The organism is Kitasatospora sp. NPDC001540, from assembly GCF_042894345.1.
Lineage (GTDB): Bacteria > Actinomycetota > Actinomycetes > Streptomycetales > Streptomycetaceae > Kitasatospora > Kitasatospora phosalacinea_C.
The window spans coordinates 158447-174502 of record NZ_JBIAVO010000011.1 but is presented as its reverse complement, the minus strand read 5'-3'; the positions used below and the strand labels follow the sequence as shown (position 1 = coordinate 174502).

15 protein-coding genes and 2 pseudogenes are annotated in these 16056 nt (G+C 75.0%); 9 read left to right on the top strand and 8 right to left on the bottom strand.

Translation table 11 applies throughout. The annotated features are described in order from the left end of the window. Positions 1-25 precede the first annotated feature (25 nt). A pseudogene (locus ACFY00_RS16370) lies at positions 26-257 on the bottom strand (aminoacyl--tRNA ligase-related protein); the annotation flags it as partial. A 136-nt stretch (positions 258-393) separates the two neighbouring features. Here ACFY00_RS16370 and ACFY00_RS16365 point away from each other — a divergent pair. Further along, positions 394-978 carry a hypothetical protein gene (locus ACFY00_RS16365; RefSeq protein WP_388031878.1) on the top strand — a complete coding sequence of 195 codons (585 nt, stop codon included), beginning with the start codon at positions 394-396 and terminating at the stop codon, positions 976-978. A gap of 125 nt (positions 979-1103) precedes the next feature. On the opposite strand, the gene ACFY00_RS16360 is transcribed toward ACFY00_RS16365, so the two are convergent. After that, positions 1104-1310 (bottom strand): GNAT family N-acetyltransferase, encoded by a 207-nt coding sequence (locus ACFY00_RS16360; protein ID WP_388031943.1) that lies wholly within the window; start codon positions 1308-1310, stop codon positions 1104-1106. A gap of 167 nt (positions 1311-1477) precedes the next feature. Then, positions 1478-2044: an exonuclease domain-containing protein gene (locus ACFY00_RS16355; RefSeq protein WP_388031875.1), complete on the bottom strand. Its 567-nt coding sequence runs from the start codon at positions 2042-2044 to the stop codon at positions 1478-1480. Between the two features lie 86 nt (positions 2045-2130). On the opposite strand from ACFY00_RS16355, the gene ACFY00_RS16350 reads away from it, so the two are divergent. The 5 genes from ACFY00_RS16350 (at position 2131) to ACFY00_RS16330 (ending at position 6730) form a co-directional block, all read left to right on the top strand. Further along, positions 2131-2685: a DUF4262 domain-containing protein gene (locus tag ACFY00_RS16350; protein ID WP_388031873.1), complete on the top strand. Its 555-nt coding sequence runs from the start codon at positions 2131-2133 to the stop codon at positions 2683-2685. A 110-nt stretch (positions 2686-2795) separates the two neighbouring features. Further along, positions 2796-3059, top strand: coding sequence for a hypothetical protein (locus ACFY00_RS16345; RefSeq protein ID WP_388031870.1), 264 nt, complete (start codon positions 2796-2798; stop codon positions 3057-3059). 378 nt (positions 3060-3437) lie between these two features. Then, a complete protein-coding gene (locus ACFY00_RS16340) occupies positions 3438-4079 on the top strand; it encodes an HNH endonuclease family protein (protein ID WP_388031867.1) in 642 nt (213 codons plus the stop codon). 452 nt (positions 4080-4531) lie between these two features. Next, positions 4532-5524: an alpha/beta fold hydrolase gene (locus ACFY00_RS16335; RefSeq protein ID WP_388031940.1), complete on the top strand. Its 993-nt coding sequence runs from the start codon at positions 4532-4534 to the stop codon at positions 5522-5524. Positions 5525-5683: 159 nt separating this feature from the next. Beyond that, the gene (locus tag ACFY00_RS16330) at positions 5684-6730 is read left to right on the top strand and encodes a hypothetical protein (RefSeq protein ID WP_388031866.1); all 1047 of its coding nucleotides are present in this window, start codon (positions 5684-5686) and stop codon (positions 6728-6730) included. Between the two features lie 111 nt (positions 6731-6841). On the opposite strand, the gene ACFY00_RS16325 is transcribed toward ACFY00_RS16330, so the two are convergent. Further along, the gene (locus ACFY00_RS16325) at positions 6842-7399 is read right to left on the bottom strand and encodes a hypothetical protein (RefSeq protein WP_388031863.1); all 558 of its coding nucleotides are present in this window, start codon (positions 7397-7399) and stop codon (positions 6842-6844) included. A gap of 176 nt (positions 7400-7575) precedes the next feature. Here ACFY00_RS16325 and ACFY00_RS16320 point away from each other — a divergent pair, with 176 nt between their 5' ends. Then, positions 7576-8271, top strand: coding sequence for a hypothetical protein (locus tag ACFY00_RS16320; RefSeq protein ID WP_388031862.1), 696 nt, complete (start codon positions 7576-7578; stop codon positions 8269-8271). Here the strand turns inward: ACFY00_RS16320 and ACFY00_RS16315 are convergent. Further along, complete coding sequence (locus ACFY00_RS16315; RefSeq protein ID WP_388031861.1) at positions 8235-8576, bottom strand: cupin domain-containing protein; 342 nt, start codon at positions 8574-8576, stop codon at positions 8235-8237. The genes ACFY00_RS16320 and ACFY00_RS16315 overlap by 37 nt on opposite strands. A gap of 98 nt (positions 8577-8674) precedes the next feature. Between ACFY00_RS16315 and ACFY00_RS16310 the strand changes: the two are divergent. Next, positions 8675-9342, top strand: a pseudogene (locus ACFY00_RS16310) (nucleotidyltransferase domain-containing protein). 203 nt (positions 9343-9545) lie between these two features. On the opposite strand, the gene ACFY00_RS16305 reads toward ACFY00_RS16310, so the two are convergent. From ACFY00_RS16305 to ACFY00_RS16295, 3 genes are all read right to left on the bottom strand, one after another. Beyond that, positions 9546-9785, bottom strand: a complete 240-nt coding sequence (locus tag ACFY00_RS16305; protein ID WP_388031938.1) for an alpha/beta fold hydrolase — start codon at positions 9783-9785, stop codon at positions 9546-9548. A gap of 176 nt (positions 9786-9961) precedes the next feature. Continuing rightward, positions 9962-10759, bottom strand: a complete 798-nt coding sequence (gene lepB, locus ACFY00_RS16300) for a signal peptidase I (protein ID WP_388031859.1) — start codon at positions 10757-10759, stop codon at positions 9962-9964. A gap of 231 nt (positions 10760-10990) precedes the next feature. Next, positions 10991-14182: a M28 family peptidase gene (locus ACFY00_RS16295; protein ID WP_388031857.1), complete on the bottom strand. Its 3192-nt coding sequence runs from the start codon at positions 14180-14182 to the stop codon at positions 10991-10993. Between the two features lie 314 nt (positions 14183-14496). Here ACFY00_RS16295 and ACFY00_RS16290 point away from each other — a divergent pair, with 314 nt between their 5' ends. Then, a complete protein-coding gene (locus ACFY00_RS16290) occupies positions 14497-15912 on the top strand; it encodes a helix-turn-helix domain-containing protein (RefSeq protein WP_388031855.1) in 1416 nt (471 codons plus the stop codon). Positions 15913-16056: the final 144 nt, after the last annotated feature.

Genomic DNA, 16056 nt, shown 5'->3' with positions numbered 1-16056 from the left:
ACCGCAGTGCGACGTGCTCGTCAGCCGCCTCCTCGGCGACCCGGTCCAGGGTGCGGAAGACGTGCGCGTCCTCGAGCTGGATCGCCCGCACCCGGGTCAGGCCGCCGAGCGCGCCCGAGGGTTCGGAGCGGTGCGTGCCGCCCGACTCGGCCGTCCGCAGGGGTGGTTCGCGGTGGTTCGCGGTAGCTGCGGGACCGGGAGCGGTAGACCACCGCGTGGTGGGGACACAGGCCCGGCCGCAGGAGGACCTGCTCTCCACGTCGAACAGGCCCGGTGCGCGGCCGGCCGGTCCTGCGGTGGTCGTGCACGGTGGTCACCGCGGTCTCCCCGCTGGTCGCGGAGCAGGTGACCGGGCCCACGACGAAGCCCCGGGGCCGGGCGAGAATCCAGCGCATGGATGACGCGTTCGCACTTCTCCGGCGGGCTGTCGAGCTGCTGCCCGAGGACGCCGTGGCGGAGAACGGCCGGTCGGTCGGGAACGTTCGCGAGGAACTCGCCTACCAGGAGTGGGAGATGGCGCTCGACCTGCTGATCGAGATCGCCGACGTCCGTCCCCTGTCCACCGCCTTCTGGGAGATGCTCGCCGAGGCCGCCCGGCAGATGATGCTCGACCACCACCGCCGTTGGTGCGAGTGGAGGGCCTGGGAAGTCAGGCACGGCACCGTTCGCGCGACCCTGACCCTGCTGGGCACCGACGAGGGCGGACGCCGGAGCGCCTTCGCGGGGGACGGGTGGCTCAGGCCGCTGTGGGACATCGGCAACCGCACCGCGGACGGGCAGCGCGATCTGAGCGTCGCGAGGATCTGGGTGGAGTCCGCCCCGCACCTCGGCCCCGGGGAGACGGCCGACATCCGGCTGGCCCCCCTCCGTCCCGAGCAGTGGCGGCACTTGAAGCCCGGCGACGTGGTGGCGATGCACGAGGGCCGGCCTCCCGTCGGGATCGCCGAGACCATCGAGGTCCTCCCGCCCGGTGCCTGAGGGCCGGTCGGAGCACCGGGTGCGGAGCGCCGACGGCCGGGGCGGCCGAACTCGCGGGCGGCCCTCCGGGCGAGGCCCACTGTACGGTCCGGTTCCGTCGCCGGGCAGCGGGTGGGCGTCGGTGGTCACGGGGCGTTCCAGCGGAGGGGGGTCGGGCCGGCCGGGTCCGGGGTGGTGAAGCCGAGGTCGCGGTAGAGCCGTTCGCCGCCGGGGGAGGCGGTGAGGTGGACCTGTCCGCAGCCGACGTCGACGAGCCACTGCCGGGCGGCGGCGACCGTCTGCCGGGCGCGGCCGCGGTGGCGGTGGGCGGGGTCGGTGGCGACGGAGGCGATGGCCCGATGTACGGGGCGCGGCCCGGGCGGGGCGGGGACGGGTCTGCTGCGTGGAGCGGGACGGCAAGTCCCGGCGGTTCAGGGCGTGTTGGGGTTCGGTGCCCGCGCGACCCGCTCGGGCCGGGCGGAACAGCTGGCCGGGCCCGGTAGTTGCGCGGAGCCAGGGCTCAACGTTCCTGGGGCGGCGGCCAGTTGCCCGACCGGGCCAGGGTCAGGACGAGGGCGGCGATGTTCCAGGCGTCGTCCGCGCCGCTGTGGTGGCGGCCCTCCAGGGGGAGCCCGGCGAGTTCGAGGGCGCGGGCCATGCCGGGGCGCTTGCGCAGGGCGTGGGCCTCGGTGAAGGCGGCCTTGGCGTTGGTGTGGTGGCGGCCGAACGGGTAAGCGGTGCCGGTGGCCCGGCACTGGCGGGTGAACTGCAGGCGGTCGTAGTCGCCCCAGCTCGCCCACGGGCGGCGGCCCGCCCGGTGCTCGGCCGCCAGCAGGCGACAGGCCTCGGCGAAGGACAGGCCGGTGGCCACCTCGGACGCGGTCAGCCCGGTCAGTTCGGTGCAGAAGGCGCTGACCGTCGAACGCCGCGGGCGGACCAGGATCCGGTGCCGGCCGACCCGCTGCAGGGAGGACAGGTCGACCACCGTCAGCCCGATCTCGATGATCTCGCTGACCTGCCCGGGCGGCGGCTGCCCCTCCCAGCAGGTGGCCTCGACGTCCACCACGTTCAACAGGGCCGGTTCCATGCCGGGATGATGCGCAGCGCCCGCCGCCCCGGTCAACCGGATATCCCCGCGCCGGGCCCCGCCGAGCACCCGGTACTGTCGCGGGCGTGCACAGTGAACCCCCCGCCTGCCGCTGCGTGATCTGCCACGACTACGGCGACCGCGACCGGGCCGACCGGATCGATCGGTCCACCAACGTCCACATCGGCGAGCACGGCTGGAGCGTGATCATGGTGCCCGCCGACGAGGAGGGACCCGGGTTCGCCTACACCGTCGGCCTGTGGCACACCCACCGCCGACCCGAACTCGCCATGTTCGGCCTGGACGTCCAGGCCATGAGGGCGATGCTGAACCTGCTCGGCGCCCGGGCCGCCGCCGGGGAGCCGCTGGTGGCGGGCCGGGCGTACGGGGACGTCGTCGAGGGCCGCCCGGTCGTCCTGCGCGACGTCGACCGCGGCTGGTACCGGGAGTTCCTCGGCATGGTGATCGCCCACTACCGGCACCCCCCGGTCCCCGTCCTGCAGGTGCTGTGGCCCGACGCGGACGGGGCCTTCCCGTGGCAGCCGGAGAGCGGCGAGCCCTACCGCGCGCAGCAGCCGCAGCTGTGGTTGCCGCCCGCCGAGCACCCGGCCGGGGTGTGGACCGCCCTGCTGGAGCGCTGACCCCGGGCCGGGGCGGACCTTAGCAGGCCGGGCCCGGAGAGGCGGGGGGTCGGGAGGGGGGTTCACCCGGGGAGGGGGCGGGGGTGGAAGCGGCGGGGGAGGGTGGGGGCATGGAGACGGGACACGGGCCGCAGGCCTTCGCCGACTCGGTGGTGCTGGCGGCGATCGCCCTGGTGCGGGCCGGGGGCGGCGGGTCGGAGGCGGCGCTGCTGGACGAGTTCGTGGAGCGTCACGGCATCGGCGCCTGCCGCCCGCTGGTGGCCGCGCTGGTGGAACTGGTCGTGCGGCAGGCCGCCGGGCGGGAGGTGCTGGCGGAGCGCCTGGAGGAGTGGGAGTTCGCGGTGCTGACCGGGACGTACTGGCAGCAGCCGTAGGGGGACCGCCGATCAGCCGCGGGTGGCCAGCTTCCGTAGCAGGAACGGGCACCCGGCGACGTCGGGCAGGTCGATGTGACGGCGGCCGTACAGAGCCGTGGGCACCCTCGTCCGCCCGGTCGTGGTCGGTCCGGTCGGACGGGGGCGCGCTCCGGAACTCGTGACGATGCGTCAACTGGCCTTGTTTCAGCAGTAGTTGGCGTTCATCCGGCGCATTGCTCCGGACACCTCCGGTGACGGACGTTCACATCGGGTGCCGGAATCGCCATATGACGGTAATGCAATCTTCACGGCTCGGTATCTACCCGCATAGACAACCGGCTGCCAGTCTGGCCCGGCACCGCCAACTGCCCCTCCGCCGAGCCCAGGAGCGCCCCCGTGCCGAATCGTTTCCTCCGCCGCTTCGCAGCCGTCGCCGCCACCTCCGTCCTCGCCGCCGGAGCCGTCACCGCGAGCGGCGGCACCGCCCAGGCTGCCCTGCCCACCCCGGTCTCCGCCGCCACCGCCCGCAGCTACCTGACCCAGTTGAGCGTCAAGGTCGAGAACCGCACCGGCTACAGCCGCGACCTGTTCCCGCACTGGATCACCATCTCCGGTGCCTGCAACACCCGCGAGACCGTCCTCAAGCGCGACGGCTCCGGCGTGGTCACCGACGCCAACTGCGCCGCCACCTCCGGCACCTGGTACTCCCCGTACGACGGCGCCACCTGGCACGCCGCCGCCGATCTGGACATCGACCACGTGGTGCCGCTCGCCGAGGCCTGGGACTCCGGCGCCTCCGCCTGGACCACCGCCCAGCGCCAGGCCTTCGCCAACGACCTGACCCGCCCCCAGCTGATAGCCGTCACCGACAGCGTCAATCAGGCCAAGGGCGACAAGGACCCGGCCGAGTGGCTGCCCTCCGTCACCGGCTACCGCTGCACCTACGTCCGCGCCTGGGTGCAGGTGAAGTACTACTACAACCTGTCCGTGGACAGCGCCGAGAAGACCGCCCTCACCAACATCCTCAACGGCTGCTGAACCGACGGCCCCAACGGCTGCCGCCCGCACCGCAGTTCGACCCGGACCGTCCGCACGGGCCCCGTGCGGACGGGTTTGGGGCATTTGCACCCGCGAACGACCGAAATGTCCGATCGGCGCGTCTTCGTCCTGGTCAACCCCCATTTCCGGCATGCTTGCTGACTGAGCAAGGAGCAACGGTCGGCTGGACGCGGGCGGAGGGCGGGCGGATGGACAGGCGGAGCTTCCACCGGGCGGGGGTCGCGGCAGGCACCGGGCTGTTCGCGGCCGCCGCGGGCGCCCGGACGCACACCGCGTACACGGCACCCGCCTACGCGGCGCAGGCCTACGCGGCACCCCCGTACGGCGCCCAGGCGTACCCGCCGCCCGCCTACCCCGAACCGGCGTACGCGGAACGGGCCTACGCCGAGCCGGCGTACGCGGAACCGGCCTACGCCGAACCCGCCTACCTGATGCCCGGGGCCGGCTACGTGGTGCCCCCGCGCCCGGCGCCCTACGGGCCGGTCCTCTCGGACGGGCTCGCGGTGCCCTGGACGCTGCGGCAGGTCGCCGCCGGGGACCTGAACGTCTGCTACGCGGAGTGCGGCCCGCTCGACGGCCCCGTGGTGGTGTGCCTGCACGGCTGGCCCTACGACATCCACAGCTACGCCGAGGTCGCCCCGCTGCTCGCGGTCCGCGGCTACCGCGTCCTGGTGCCCTACCTGCGCGGCCACGGCCGCACCAGGTTCCGCTCCGAGCAGACCCCGCGCAACGCCCAACAGGCCGCCGTCGCCCGGGACCTGATCGCGCTGCTGGACGCGCTCGGGATCAGCCGGGCCCTGCTCGCCGGATTCGACTGGGGCGCCCGGACGGCCGCCATCGTCGCCGCGCTGCGCCCCGAGCGGGTCAAGGCGCTGGTCACGGTCGGCGGCTACCTGATCACCGACGTCCACGCCCAGGCCGACCCGCTCAACGCGGAGGCCGAGCACGCCTGGTGGTACCAGTACTACTTCACCACCGAACGCGGCCGGCGCGCCCTGCTCGACCGGCGGCTGCGCCGCGACCTGTGCCGACTGGTGTGGCAGACCGCCTCGCCCACCTGGCGCTTCGAGGAGCGCGTCTTCGACCGCACCGCCACCGCCTTCGACAACCCCGACTACCCCGAGATCGTGCTCCACAACTACCGCTGGCGGCTCGGCCTGGCGGGCGGCGAACGCCGCTTCGACGCCGACGAGCGGCGGCTCGCCGACCGGCCGGTGATCACCGTCCCCACCGTCGCGCTCGACCCCGCCCTCGACCCGTTCACCACCCCCGGCAACGGGCGCGCCTACCGCGACCGGTTCGCCGGGCCCTACCTGCACCGCACCGTCGACGGCGTCGGCCACAACCTGCCGCAGGAGGCCCCCGGCGAGTTCGTCCGGGCGGTGCTCGACGCCGACCGGCTGCTCGGCGCCGACCGGTTGTGAGGGCCCGGCGGGTACGAGGGGCGAGTGCGGGGGCGGACGGGTACGAGGATCGGGTGGGTGTGAGGGCCCGGCGGGCAGGGGCGTTGACGGGCCGTCGGAAAACCCTTTGCGTCCGAACCGCGCCCCGGCGGATACTCCCAGCGCCGGAAGGAGCGCTGTGTGGAGATCCTCGCCTGCGCGCACTGCGGGGCCGCCCTCACCGGGCCCGTCACCAGGGTCCGGTTCCCGCCGTACGCCCACCACCCGGTGGGCAACGGCCACCCGATGCCCGTCCTGATGGACGCCGGGACGTACGCGGTCGACCCCGAGCCCTCCGGGAAGCCCTGGCGGCGCTGGGAGGAGCTCGCGGCGGGCGAGGCCGAGGCCCGCGGCTACCACGCGCCCGTGCCGCGGGTGCCGGACGGCCCGGTCGGCCGGGTGCTGCTCGCCCCCGGCGACGCCACCGGCGCCGTGCTGGTCCGCGAACGCGCCGTCGACGGGTACTGCTGCGGCATCGGCGGCGACAACCTGTCCTGCGCCGCCTGCCTGCGCCCGGTCGGCGGGCGCGACGACGACTGCTCGATCTGGCAGGCCGCCTGGCTCGAACCCGACGCGGTGCGCGCCGTCCCCGCCGGGCCCGACCGGCCGCCCGCCGACTGGACGGCCCTCGTCCGCGACCGCTCCGGGCCGCTGCCGGTCAGCGAGTGGGGCCGCTGGGACGAACGCTCCGAACAGGAGACCACCCTGGCGCTCGCGCACCTGATCGCGGCCGCCGACGGCCGCCCCGTCCGGATCGAGCACGGCCACGCCGCCGCGCTCCTCGGCCCGGCGCTCGGCCCCTACCTGCGCACCGCCACCGGCCCCGCCAAGCGCTGCACCCTGTACGGCCCGGACCTGCCGCCCACCGGCCCCCGCCCCGACCTCGCCCTCGTCCCGCTGCACCCGCAGACCGGCGAGGCCTGGCCCGCCCCGCCCGGCGTCCGCGCCGTCCCGCTGCACGTCGAGGTCTGGCGCCACCTCGCCTTCCACGACGAACGCCCCGCCGTCCGGGCCGGGCACCGGCTCCGCGCCGAACTCGCCCGCGACGACCCGCAACCGCCGTACCGCGGCTACTGGCTGTGGGTCGACGAGCGGCTGCTGCGGGACACCCTGGCCCGGCTGCCCGCCGTCCGCGGACCGGCGGTCCGCGCCGTGCACGACACGCTCCTGCGCCGCTACGAGTACTGAGGTGACGGGGCGTCGGCCGACCGGCGGTCGGTCGAGCGGCTGGGCGGCCGGGCGGCGGTCGGGCGGCGGTCGGGCGGCTGGGCGGCCGGGCGGCGGTCGGGCGGCGGGCGGTCAGGCGGCGGGGAGGAAGCCGCCCGCCAGTTCGGTCTGCCGGGCCGTCTCGTTCAGCCAGTCCTGGAAGTGCTCGTACCGCAGCGGGGGAGAGGCCGGGAAGTCCGGCCGCAGCGCCCCCAGCGGGAAGAACACCACCTGGCAGGCGCGGCACAGCCAGGCCACCCGCCACACCTTGTGCACCAGCGTCCACTGCTCGTACGAGACCGGCCAACCGCCCTGCTCCAGGCGGTGTCTGCGGGCCGCCCCGCGCACCAGCCGACCGGCCACGGCGAGGGCCGTGGTGAGCAGCAGGTACACCACCAGGGCGTTCACGTCGTCGGTGAACTCCTGGCCCTTCGCCTGCACCAGCGCGAAGACCGAGGCGAGCAGCGGCACGCCCGTCAGGCCCGCCAGCACGTACAGCACCGTGCCGCCCGGGCTCAGGCTCTTCGGCTCGCGCGGCACGTCCAGCAGCCTGCGGGTCGGACGGTCCAGCTCCTCGCGGGGGTCGTTCAGCGCGGCGGTGACCAGCAGCGTGTGGTCGGCCGTCGAGCAGGAGGGGCAGGCGGCAGCCATCGGGTGCGGCTCCAGGGCTCGGACGCTCCGCAGGAGGGCGGAGAGAGAACAGGACGGCCAGCACTATAAGCCCACCGGAAGACGTACTCGAACCGAACGGCCTTATCCACCAAGGCCCCAGGCACACCGCAGCACCCCCTCCCGACTCACCGACCCGCCCGAAGGACGCCCCGACCGTGACCGACGCCTCCCACCCCCTGCTGACCCACCTGCTGGCCGCCGCCGAGGGCCGCTTCCCGCCCGCCGACGGAGGAGTGACGGTCCTGCCGCCGCTGCCCGGCGGCCTCGAGTGCTCGGTCGCCTTCACCGGACACGCCGTCATCGCCACCGCCCAGGTCGCCGAACAGGTCGTCGCCGCCGGGGCGGACGGCTTCGGCGGCTCCCTCGACCCGCGGTTCCTGCTCCACCTGGCCGGCCCCGACGGCTGGATCGGCGTCACCGACGCCACCCTCACCGCCCGCGCCACCGGCGGCCCGCCCCGGCTCGACACCCTCCACCACCTCGACGACCACCCGCGGGTCCGCTTCGCCCGCTCCCTGCGCACCCGCGTCACCGTCCACGGCGACGAACGCGGACTGGTCACCCTCGCCGAGGGCCTGGCCGGACGCCGCGAACTCAGCATCGAACTCGACCCCGCCCACCCCGACGGCCACGGCCACGGCCGCGCCCTGCTGCGCGACGCCCTCACCCTCCTCCCCGCCGGAACCCCCCTCTTCGCCGCCGTCGCCCCCGGCAACGCCCGTTCCCTGCGCGCCTTCCTCGCCACCGGCTTCACCCCCGTCGGCAGCGAGGTCCTGCTCCGCCCCCACCGGGTTCCGGCGGGAGGCGGCGGGGGTCAGGTCGGGTCGCCCGGGGCGGGGGCGCCGCTGTAGGCCGGGGCGAAGAGGACCAGGGCGACCAGGTCCTCGGTGATGTCGTGGAAGCGGTGCTCCTCCCGGGCCGGGACGAAGAGCGAGGTGCCGGGCCCGACCTCGACGGTGCGGCCGCCGGAGGTGAAGCGGGCCCGGCCGCGGGTGACCACGTAGACCTCGTCCTGCAGGTGCGGTGACTGCCCGTCGGTGGAGCCCGCCGGGAGCGAGTAGGTGCCGAAGCTCAGCGCGGGCACGCTCAGGTGCTCCGCGTAGTCGGGCGAGCCGTCCGGGGCGGGGCGGAAGTGGCCGCTGTCGATGATCTCCATGGTGGTCGATCCTCGCACGGCGAGCGGCCCCGGGGGAGGGGGCGTCGGGACAGCGCTCCAGGGGACGGCGCGGGGCGCGCGGGCGGTAGGTTCGGCGGATGGACGCGGGAGGACCGCCGGACGGCGGAGTGCGGATGGACGAGGACGAGCTGGACGCGCGCTGGGCCGGGGCCTGGCGGCCCGAGCAGGTCGCCGAGCGGCTGGCGGGACTGGCCGCGCCCTGGTGCGTGGCGGCGGGCTGGGCGCTGGACCTGTTCCTCGGCGGGCAGTCGCGGCCGCACGGCGACCTGGAGGTCGCCGTGCGGCCGGGGCGTTCGAGGAACTGCGGTCGTGCTTCCCCGAGTTGGCGTTCGACGCCGTCGGCTGGGGGCGGACCTGGCCGGACGCCGGACCCGCGGAGCTGGCGGCGACCCGGCAGACCTGGGCGCGCGACCCGGTGAGCGGGCAGTACCGCTTCGACGTGTTCCGCGAACCGCACGAGGGCGGGACGTGGATCTGCCGGCGCGACGAGCGCCTGCGGCTGCCGTACCCCGAGACCTTCGAGCGGACCGCCGCGGGCATCCCCTACCTGCGGCCCGAACTGGTGCTGCTGTTCAAGGCCAAGGCCCTCCGGGACAAGGACCGGGCCGACTTCGAGCGCGCCCTGCCCCGGCTGGACGCCGAACGCCGCCGGACGCTGGCCCGCTGGCTGCGCGACGCGCACCCCGGGCACGCGTGGCTGCCGCGCCTGGAACGGCCGGAGCGGCCGGAGCAGCCGGGACGGTAGCGGGGACCCCGGCCGGGTGGGGGACCGGCCGCTCGGCCCCTCGAGGGCGGCGACCACCGTGTCGTGCCCGGCCGGCGCGGCGGCCAGCGCGGCTTCGTCCGCCGCGTCCGCGTCCGCCCGGCCGAGCGGGGTGACGGTGTGCCCGCGGCGCTCGGCCTCGCGGGCGACCTCGCCGCCGAGTTGCCCGCTCGCGCCGAGCACGGCTATCCGCAGCGGACGGGCCGGGCCAGCCGGTCGAGGAAGTCGGCGATCAGCGGGGCGATCTCGGGCGCGCACTCCTCCAGGGCGAAGTGGCCGGTGTCGAACAGGTGGACCTCGGCATCCGGGACGTCCCGCCGGTAGGCCTCGGCCCCGGCGGGCAGGAAGAAGGGGTCGTTGCGGCCCCACAGCACCAGCAGCGGCGGCCGGTGCTCGCGCAGCCAGTGCTGCCAGACCGGGTACAGCTCGACGTTCGCGTGGTAGTCCAGGGCCAGCGCGGTCTGCGCCTCGCGGTGGCCCGGCAGGTCGAGGAAGTGCTGGTCCAGCGTCCAGCCGTCCGGCGACGGCGCCCGAGGGCACCTGACGGCACCTGACGGCCCGTAGGCCCGGCAGGCCGGAAGAGCCGACCGGGCCAGCCGGGTCAGCCGAGTCGGTCGAAGGTCGGGGGGACGGGCAGGGTGGTCCAGCGGTCGGCGGGCCAGACCAGGACGCGGGCGCGGCCGATGACGTCGCCGACCGGGACGAAGCCGCCCGCAGGGTTGTGCAGGTACTGGTAGCGGGAGTCCGCGGAGTCGTTGCGGTGGTCGCCCATCACCCAGAGGAAGCCCGCGGGGACCACCACCGTGCCGACCGGGTAGTCGTCGCAGGGGGTGGCGCCCGGGTAGACGTAGGGCTCGTCCAGGGCGGTGCCGTTGACCTTCAGCGGCCGGCCCGCGTTGCACTCGACGGTGTCGCCGCCGACCGCGACCACCCGCTTGATCAGGTCCTTCTCGTCGGCGGAGGGCATCAGCCCGAGGTGGCTCAGCACGCCCTGCAGCAGGTTGGCGGAGCCGGTCGGCTCGGTCAGCCAGCCGCCCGGGTCCTTGAAGACGACGACCTCGCCGCGCCGGGGCTGCTCCCCCAGCCAGGGGCTGAACTTGTCGACGGCCACCCGGTCACCCTTCTGCAGGGTGCCCATCATGGAGCCCGAGGGGATGACGAAGACCTGCACCAGGAAGGTCTTGACCAGCAGGGACAGCAGCAGCGCCGAGGCCACGCACCCCAGCAGGGTGCGGGCGCGGGAGCGGCCGAACGCCCGGCGCAGCAGCCGCGCCCGTCCGCCCGGCGCCTCCGGCCCGTCCGGTGCGCCCGGCCCGCCCGGTTCCGCGGTCGCGCTCGCGGTCGCGCTCTCGGCCTCGGGTTCGGGCGCGGGGTCGGACGCGGTGGCTGCGGTGGTCACGGTGGCTCCCGCCCGGGGCGCTCGGGCCGCGCCCGGGACGGCGGGGGCGGCGGGTGATGACGGTCGGTCAGGACGGCGGTCATCGTACGTGCACCGTGCGTGTGTGCGGCGTAAGGGCGTCCGCCCGCCCGCCGCAGGAACGCAGGTGTGCCGCGACCCGTCCCCCAACCGGTCGCGGCACACCCGCCGTACTACCTGGTGGTGCTGTCGTCGCTCACGTGCTCCGGGTGGCTACAGGCGCTGCCACAGGGCCGGGACGACGTCCGGCGTCCAGGTGCTCTGCGAGGTGTGGGCCTGCAGGCACTTGTAGCTGACGCCGTTGTAGGTGACCACGTCGCCCGCGTTGTAGGCCACCCCGGCGGCCCAGGTGCCGCCTCCGGTGCCGCCGCCGTTCACGACCAGGGTGTAGCCGGTGGTGTGGGTGGCGGAGGAACCGGTGCCGGTGACCGTGATGGTGTAGGTGCCGGCGGGGGTGGTGGAGGAGGTGGAGACCGTCATGGTCGCGCTGCCGCCGCTGGTGACGGAGGACGGGCTGAACGAGACGGTGGCGCCGGACGGGGCGCCGCTCGCGGTCAGCGAGACGCTCTGCGCGCTGCCGGAGCTGGTCGCGGTGGCGACCGTGGCACTGGCCGCGGAGCCCGCCTGGACGGTGCCGGTGGCCGGGTTCACCGCGAGGGTGAAGTCGTTGACCGGGGTGGTGGTGCCGCCGACCGAGGTCTTCCAGATCGCGTACGCCACGCCGTCGGCGTTCCGGTTCAGCACCGTCGCGTCGACGTTGGAGGTGGTGTCGCAGGCGGAGTGGTAGCAGGAGTCGTAGGAGCGGTTCGCGGTGCCGCCCCACTTGGCGGCCTGCGCCTGGGTCTTGACGGCGTCGGCGCCCGCCGCGTAGCCGGAGGTCGGGATGCCGGCCTGCTGGAAGGAGTAGTCGTCGGAACGGCCCTGGCCCTCGACGTTCTCCTCCGGCTGGAGGTTCAGCGAGTCCCAGTACGCCTTGAGCGGCGCGGCGGTGGCCGAGGTGAGGTTGTTGACGAAGTACCCGGCGTTGGGGGAGCCGACCATGTCGAAGTTGTAGTAGCCCTTGATCGCCGAGCGCTGCGCCGAGGAGAGCTGGCCCACGTAGTACTGCGAGCCCTGCAGGCCCTGCTCCTCACCGGCCCACCAGGCGAACCGGACGTGCCGGGTCATGGTCGGGTTCTGCTGCGCCAGGACGAGCGCGTTCTCCAGCAGCACGGCCGAACCGGAGCCGTTGTCGTTGATGCCCGGGCCGGCCGAGACCGAGTCCAGGTGCGCGCCGAACACGGTGACCTGGTCGGACGGGCCGCCCGGCCAGTCCGCGATCAGGTTGTTGGCGGTGTAGGTGCAGGAGGTGCAGGTCTGCTCGGTGACGGTGTAGCCCGCCGCCTGCAGCTTGCCCTTCACGTACGCCAGCGACTGGCTGTAGCCCGCGGTGCCCGCCCGGCGGTTGCCGCCGTTCTGCTGGGCCACGGTGTACAGCTGGCTCAGGTGCGCCTGCACGTTGGCCACGTTGACGTCCGGGGCCGAGCCGCCGGGGTTGCCCCCGCCGTTCACCGTCAGCTGGTACTGCGCGGTGTGGGTGGCCGGGCCGGTGCCGGTCACGGTCAGGGTGTAGGTGCCCGCCGGGGTGTTCGCGCCGACGTTGACGCTCAGCGTCGCCGAGCCGCCGGACTGCACGGTGGACGGCGAGACCGTCGCGGTGGTGCCGGACGGGGCGCCGGTCACGGCCAGCGAGACGTTCGCCGCCGAGCCCGCGGTGACGGCGGTGGAGACGGTCGCGCTGGTCGAGCCGCCCGCCTGCACGGTGCCCGCGGACGGGCTCAGCGCCAGCGAGTAGTCGCTGGTCGGCGTCGCCGCGCAGGTCGGGTCGCCGGTCTGCGCCGGAACGCTGACCGCGTCCCAGGCGGCCTTGGCGCGGTTGAAGAAGGTGCAGGACGGATCGAGGTTCTTGGCCGCGGTCAGGGTCGCGGTCCGGTACTTCTTGTACGTCATGCCGCTGGTCTTGAGCAGCATGCCGCCGTAGAAGACCCGGCCCGCGTCCCGGATGCCGATGCCGGTGACGGACGAGGAGTTGCAGGTCGGGCTGGACGGCTTGCCGCCGCCCGGGTTGGAGCCTTCCGCCAGCAGGTAGAACCAGTGGTTCAGCGGGCCGGCCGCCGCGTGCTCCTCCGTGTTGGGGATCGAGGAGGAGTAGCAGTTCGGGTTCCCGGAGACCTGCGAGGGGTTGTACATCACCCGGATCGGGCCCTGCCCGACCAGGTTGATCATCTCGCCGACCGTGTAGTCCGGGGAGTCGTACGGCGCGGGCTCGTTGGCGTACGCCTCGGTCAGCGCGCCCATGATGTCGCCGGTCGCCTCGCCCAGGCCCGCCTCGTTGTTGGCGCCGCCCGGCGTGTACTGGTCCAGGCCGTGGCCGAACTCGTGGCCCACCACGTCGATCGCGGCGATCCACTCGTTGGCCTGGCTGTGGCCGATCGAGATGGACGAGCCGTCCCAGTACGCGTTGACGTCGTTCAGGCCGACCTTGACCGGCCAGCTGCCGCCGTTGCCGTTGTGGCCGTTGCGACCCAGCCAGTCGCGGAGCATGTCCCACTCCTTCTGCGCCGCGAACATCGCGTCGGCGCAGCCCGTCTCCTTGGAGGTGGCAGCGCCCGTGCCCCAGGAGTCGGTGGACTTGGTGAAGACCTGACCGGTCGAGTAGTCCGAGCACTGCAGGCCCGGGCGGGTGGAGTCGCGCAGCGAGTACGAGCCCGCCGAGCCGCTGGTGTTGATGGTCAGGCCCGCCGGGCCGTTCCACTTGCTGTTGATGGTGCCGGCCTTGACGTCGTCGTAGCTGTCCGCCACCTCGCCGGTGACCGCGTCCACGAACACGTGCAGGTGGCTGGGCCGGTTCCCGGTCGAACCGGTCAGCATCGACTCCCAGGCCAGCCGCGAGGTGCCGTCCTTGACCCGGACCACCAGCCGCGGCGCCTCGGCCGAGTCGACCTTCGCCAACCGCGCGCGCGCCGCCCTCTCCGCGGCCGCCGCGCTCACCTTCGCCTTCGTCGGCACGCCGACCGGCCCGGACGCGGCGTTCTGCACGCCGCGGACCTTGCCCTGGCCGTCGGCGAGCACCACCGCGTCGCCGCCGACCACCGGCAGGCCCTTGTAACTGCGTTCGTACGAGACCGAGTAGAGGCCGTTCAGGAACTGGGTGACGCCCCGGCGCTCGTAGCTCTCGTCCGGGCCCTTGGCCAGTGCGTCCAGTCCGGCCGAAGCCGCCAGGTCCGCGGCGGAGACGGCGGCGGCCAGCGGGGTGGGGGCCGGCGGGGCGGGGGGAGGCGCGGCGTTCGCCTGTCCGGCGAAGGCACCGAGCATGCCTCCCAGCACGGCCAGGGTGGTGCCGGCGGTCAGCAGTCTGCGTTTCATCAGAGCTCCTCAGCTCTTCGGGTGTGGGGGTGCCCGGAACCCTCACACCGCCGCCATGGCCCGGTCAACGGAGCTGACAATCCCCGGCACGGGATGGCAAATTCCGTCAAAGGCTTTGATCTAGAAGGGAATTGGCAGCACGTCAGCAAGGGTTCCGGGGCCCTCCGGCCGGGGCGCGGGCAAGGGGCCGGACAAGGGCGATGGCAAAGAAGAGGTACAGACCACGCCATGTACGGGGCGCGGTGCGGGCGGGTACCGTCGCGGTACGGCAACAGGAACCGCCGCAGGAACGGACCCGGGGGAGGTGTCGGCGGATGCTCGGGGCACCCAACCCGGTCGAACTGCCCGACGGCGGAAGCTGGCAGGAATTCGGCGCCCTGCTGCGCCACTGGCGCCGCCACGCCGGCTGGACCCAGGCCCAACTCGGCGCCGCCGTCGGCTACGACCACACCGCCGTCAGCCGCCTCGAACACGGCGCCCGCCGCGCCACCCCCCGCCTCGCCCGCCGGATCGACGAACTCCTCGGCGCCGGGGGCGAACTCGTCCGCGGCCACGACCGCGCCGAGAGCGCCGAGGGCGGGCGCCCCGCCCTCCCCCCGCACCTGCTGCGACCCCCGCTGCCCCCCGGCACCGGCCCCGCCCCGGGTGGCGGCCCCGTCCCCGCCGACGACTGCCCCGCCACCCTGCCCGACCACGACGTCCAGTGCCCCCTGCACGGCGCCACCGGCTGCCAGCCCCCGCCGCCCGCCACCGTCCTCGCCCTGCACGCCGCGTTCTGCGCCAACCCCGCCGCCCCCCTCGACACCGACACCGTGCACGCCCTCGCCGCCGTCCTCGGCGCCCAACTCCACGGCGCCGAACGGGCGATGGGCGAACGCGGACCGGGCGCCGTCATCGAGGGCACCCTGCGCGCCGTCGTCGCCCGCCTCGCCGACGCACCCGTCCGTCACCGCCGCGTCCTCGCCCGCCTCGCCGCCGAGTACGCCCACGCCGCGGGCAGCCTGCGCCTGCACGGCGGACGACCCGCCACCGCGATGGCCTGCTTCGACCGCGCCCTCGGCTGGGCCGCCCTCGCCGGGGACCCCACCACCCAGGCCGCCGCCCTCAGCGACATGGCCGTCCTCGGCCTCCTCGACGACGACCCCGCCGCCGCGGGCGACTACGCCCGCGAGATCCGCCGCGCCGCACCCGGCCGCCACTGGTCCGACGCCCTCGCCGAACTCGGCGAAGCGCGCGCCACCGCCCTCGCCGGGGACACCCGCACCACCGTCCGCCACCTCGGCCGCGCCCGCCAGCACCTCGAGCGACCCGACCCCGCCCTCCCCGACGCCGAGGCCCGCGTCCCCTGGCTGGCGCCCGCCGCGCTCCGCCTGCGGGTCGAGTCCGGGGCCTCCGCGGCCCTCCGCGACCTGGCTGCCGCCACCGCCGACCCCCGCCTCGCCCACCGTGCCCTCACCGCCGCCACCGCCGCCCTCGACCTCCTCGGCGACGGCCAACTCCCGGCGGCCCGCGCCATGCTCACCGTCCGCATCGCCGACTGCCACCTCTGCGCCGACGACCCCCACCCCGCCCTCGCCGCCCTCACCCCCCTCCTCGCCACCGACCCCGCCCCGCTCCCGGCCCTCGTCCGCCACGAACTGCGGGGTCTGCGGGGGCGGTTGGCGGCGGGTGGGGGGCGGTGGGGGGTGGAGGTGGTGGAGGTGGCGGCGCGGTTGGGGGCGGTGGTCTGAGGCGGCGCTGCGCGCAGCGGGGCTGCGGGAGGACGCGGACGGCCCTGGACCGGGCGCGGTGAGCATCCACGGCCGCACCGGCCCGCAGGCCCTCACGCTCGGAGCCGGAAGCCGGCCGGGCCGACCTCCGGCGCGGGGTGCCGG

Excerpts from the sequence above, each read along its gene's own strand:
- ACFY00_RS16365 (WP_388031878.1), top strand. The coding sequence starts at position 394 with ATGGATGACGCGTTCGCACTTCTCCGGCGGGCTGTCGAGCTGCTGCCC.
- ACFY00_RS16355 (WP_388031875.1), bottom strand. The coding sequence starts at position 2,044 with ATGGAACCGGCCCTGTTGAACGTGGTGGACGTCGAGGCCACCTGCTGG.
- ACFY00_RS16345 (WP_388031870.1), top strand. The coding sequence starts at position 2,796 with ATGGAGACGGGACACGGGCCGCAGGCCTTCGCCGACTCGGTGGTGCTG.
- ACFY00_RS16335 (WP_388031940.1), top strand. The coding sequence starts at position 4,532 with ATGCCCGGGGCCGGCTACGTGGTGCCCCCGCGCCCGGCGCCCTACGGG.
- ACFY00_RS16325 (WP_388031863.1), bottom strand. The coding sequence starts at position 7,399 with ATGGCTGCCGCCTGCCCCTCCTGCTCGACGGCCGACCACACGCTGCTG.
- ACFY00_RS16315 (WP_388031861.1), bottom strand. The coding sequence starts at position 8,576 with ATGGAGATCATCGACAGCGGCCACTTCCGCCCCGCCCCGGACGGCTCG.
- ACFY00_RS16295 (WP_388031857.1), bottom strand. The coding sequence starts at position 14,182 with ATGAAACGCAGACTGCTGACCGCCGGCACCACCCTGGCCGTGCTGGGA.
- ACFY00_RS16290 (WP_388031855.1), top strand. The coding sequence starts at position 14,497 with ATGCTCGGGGCACCCAACCCGGTCGAACTGCCCGACGGCGGAAGCTGG.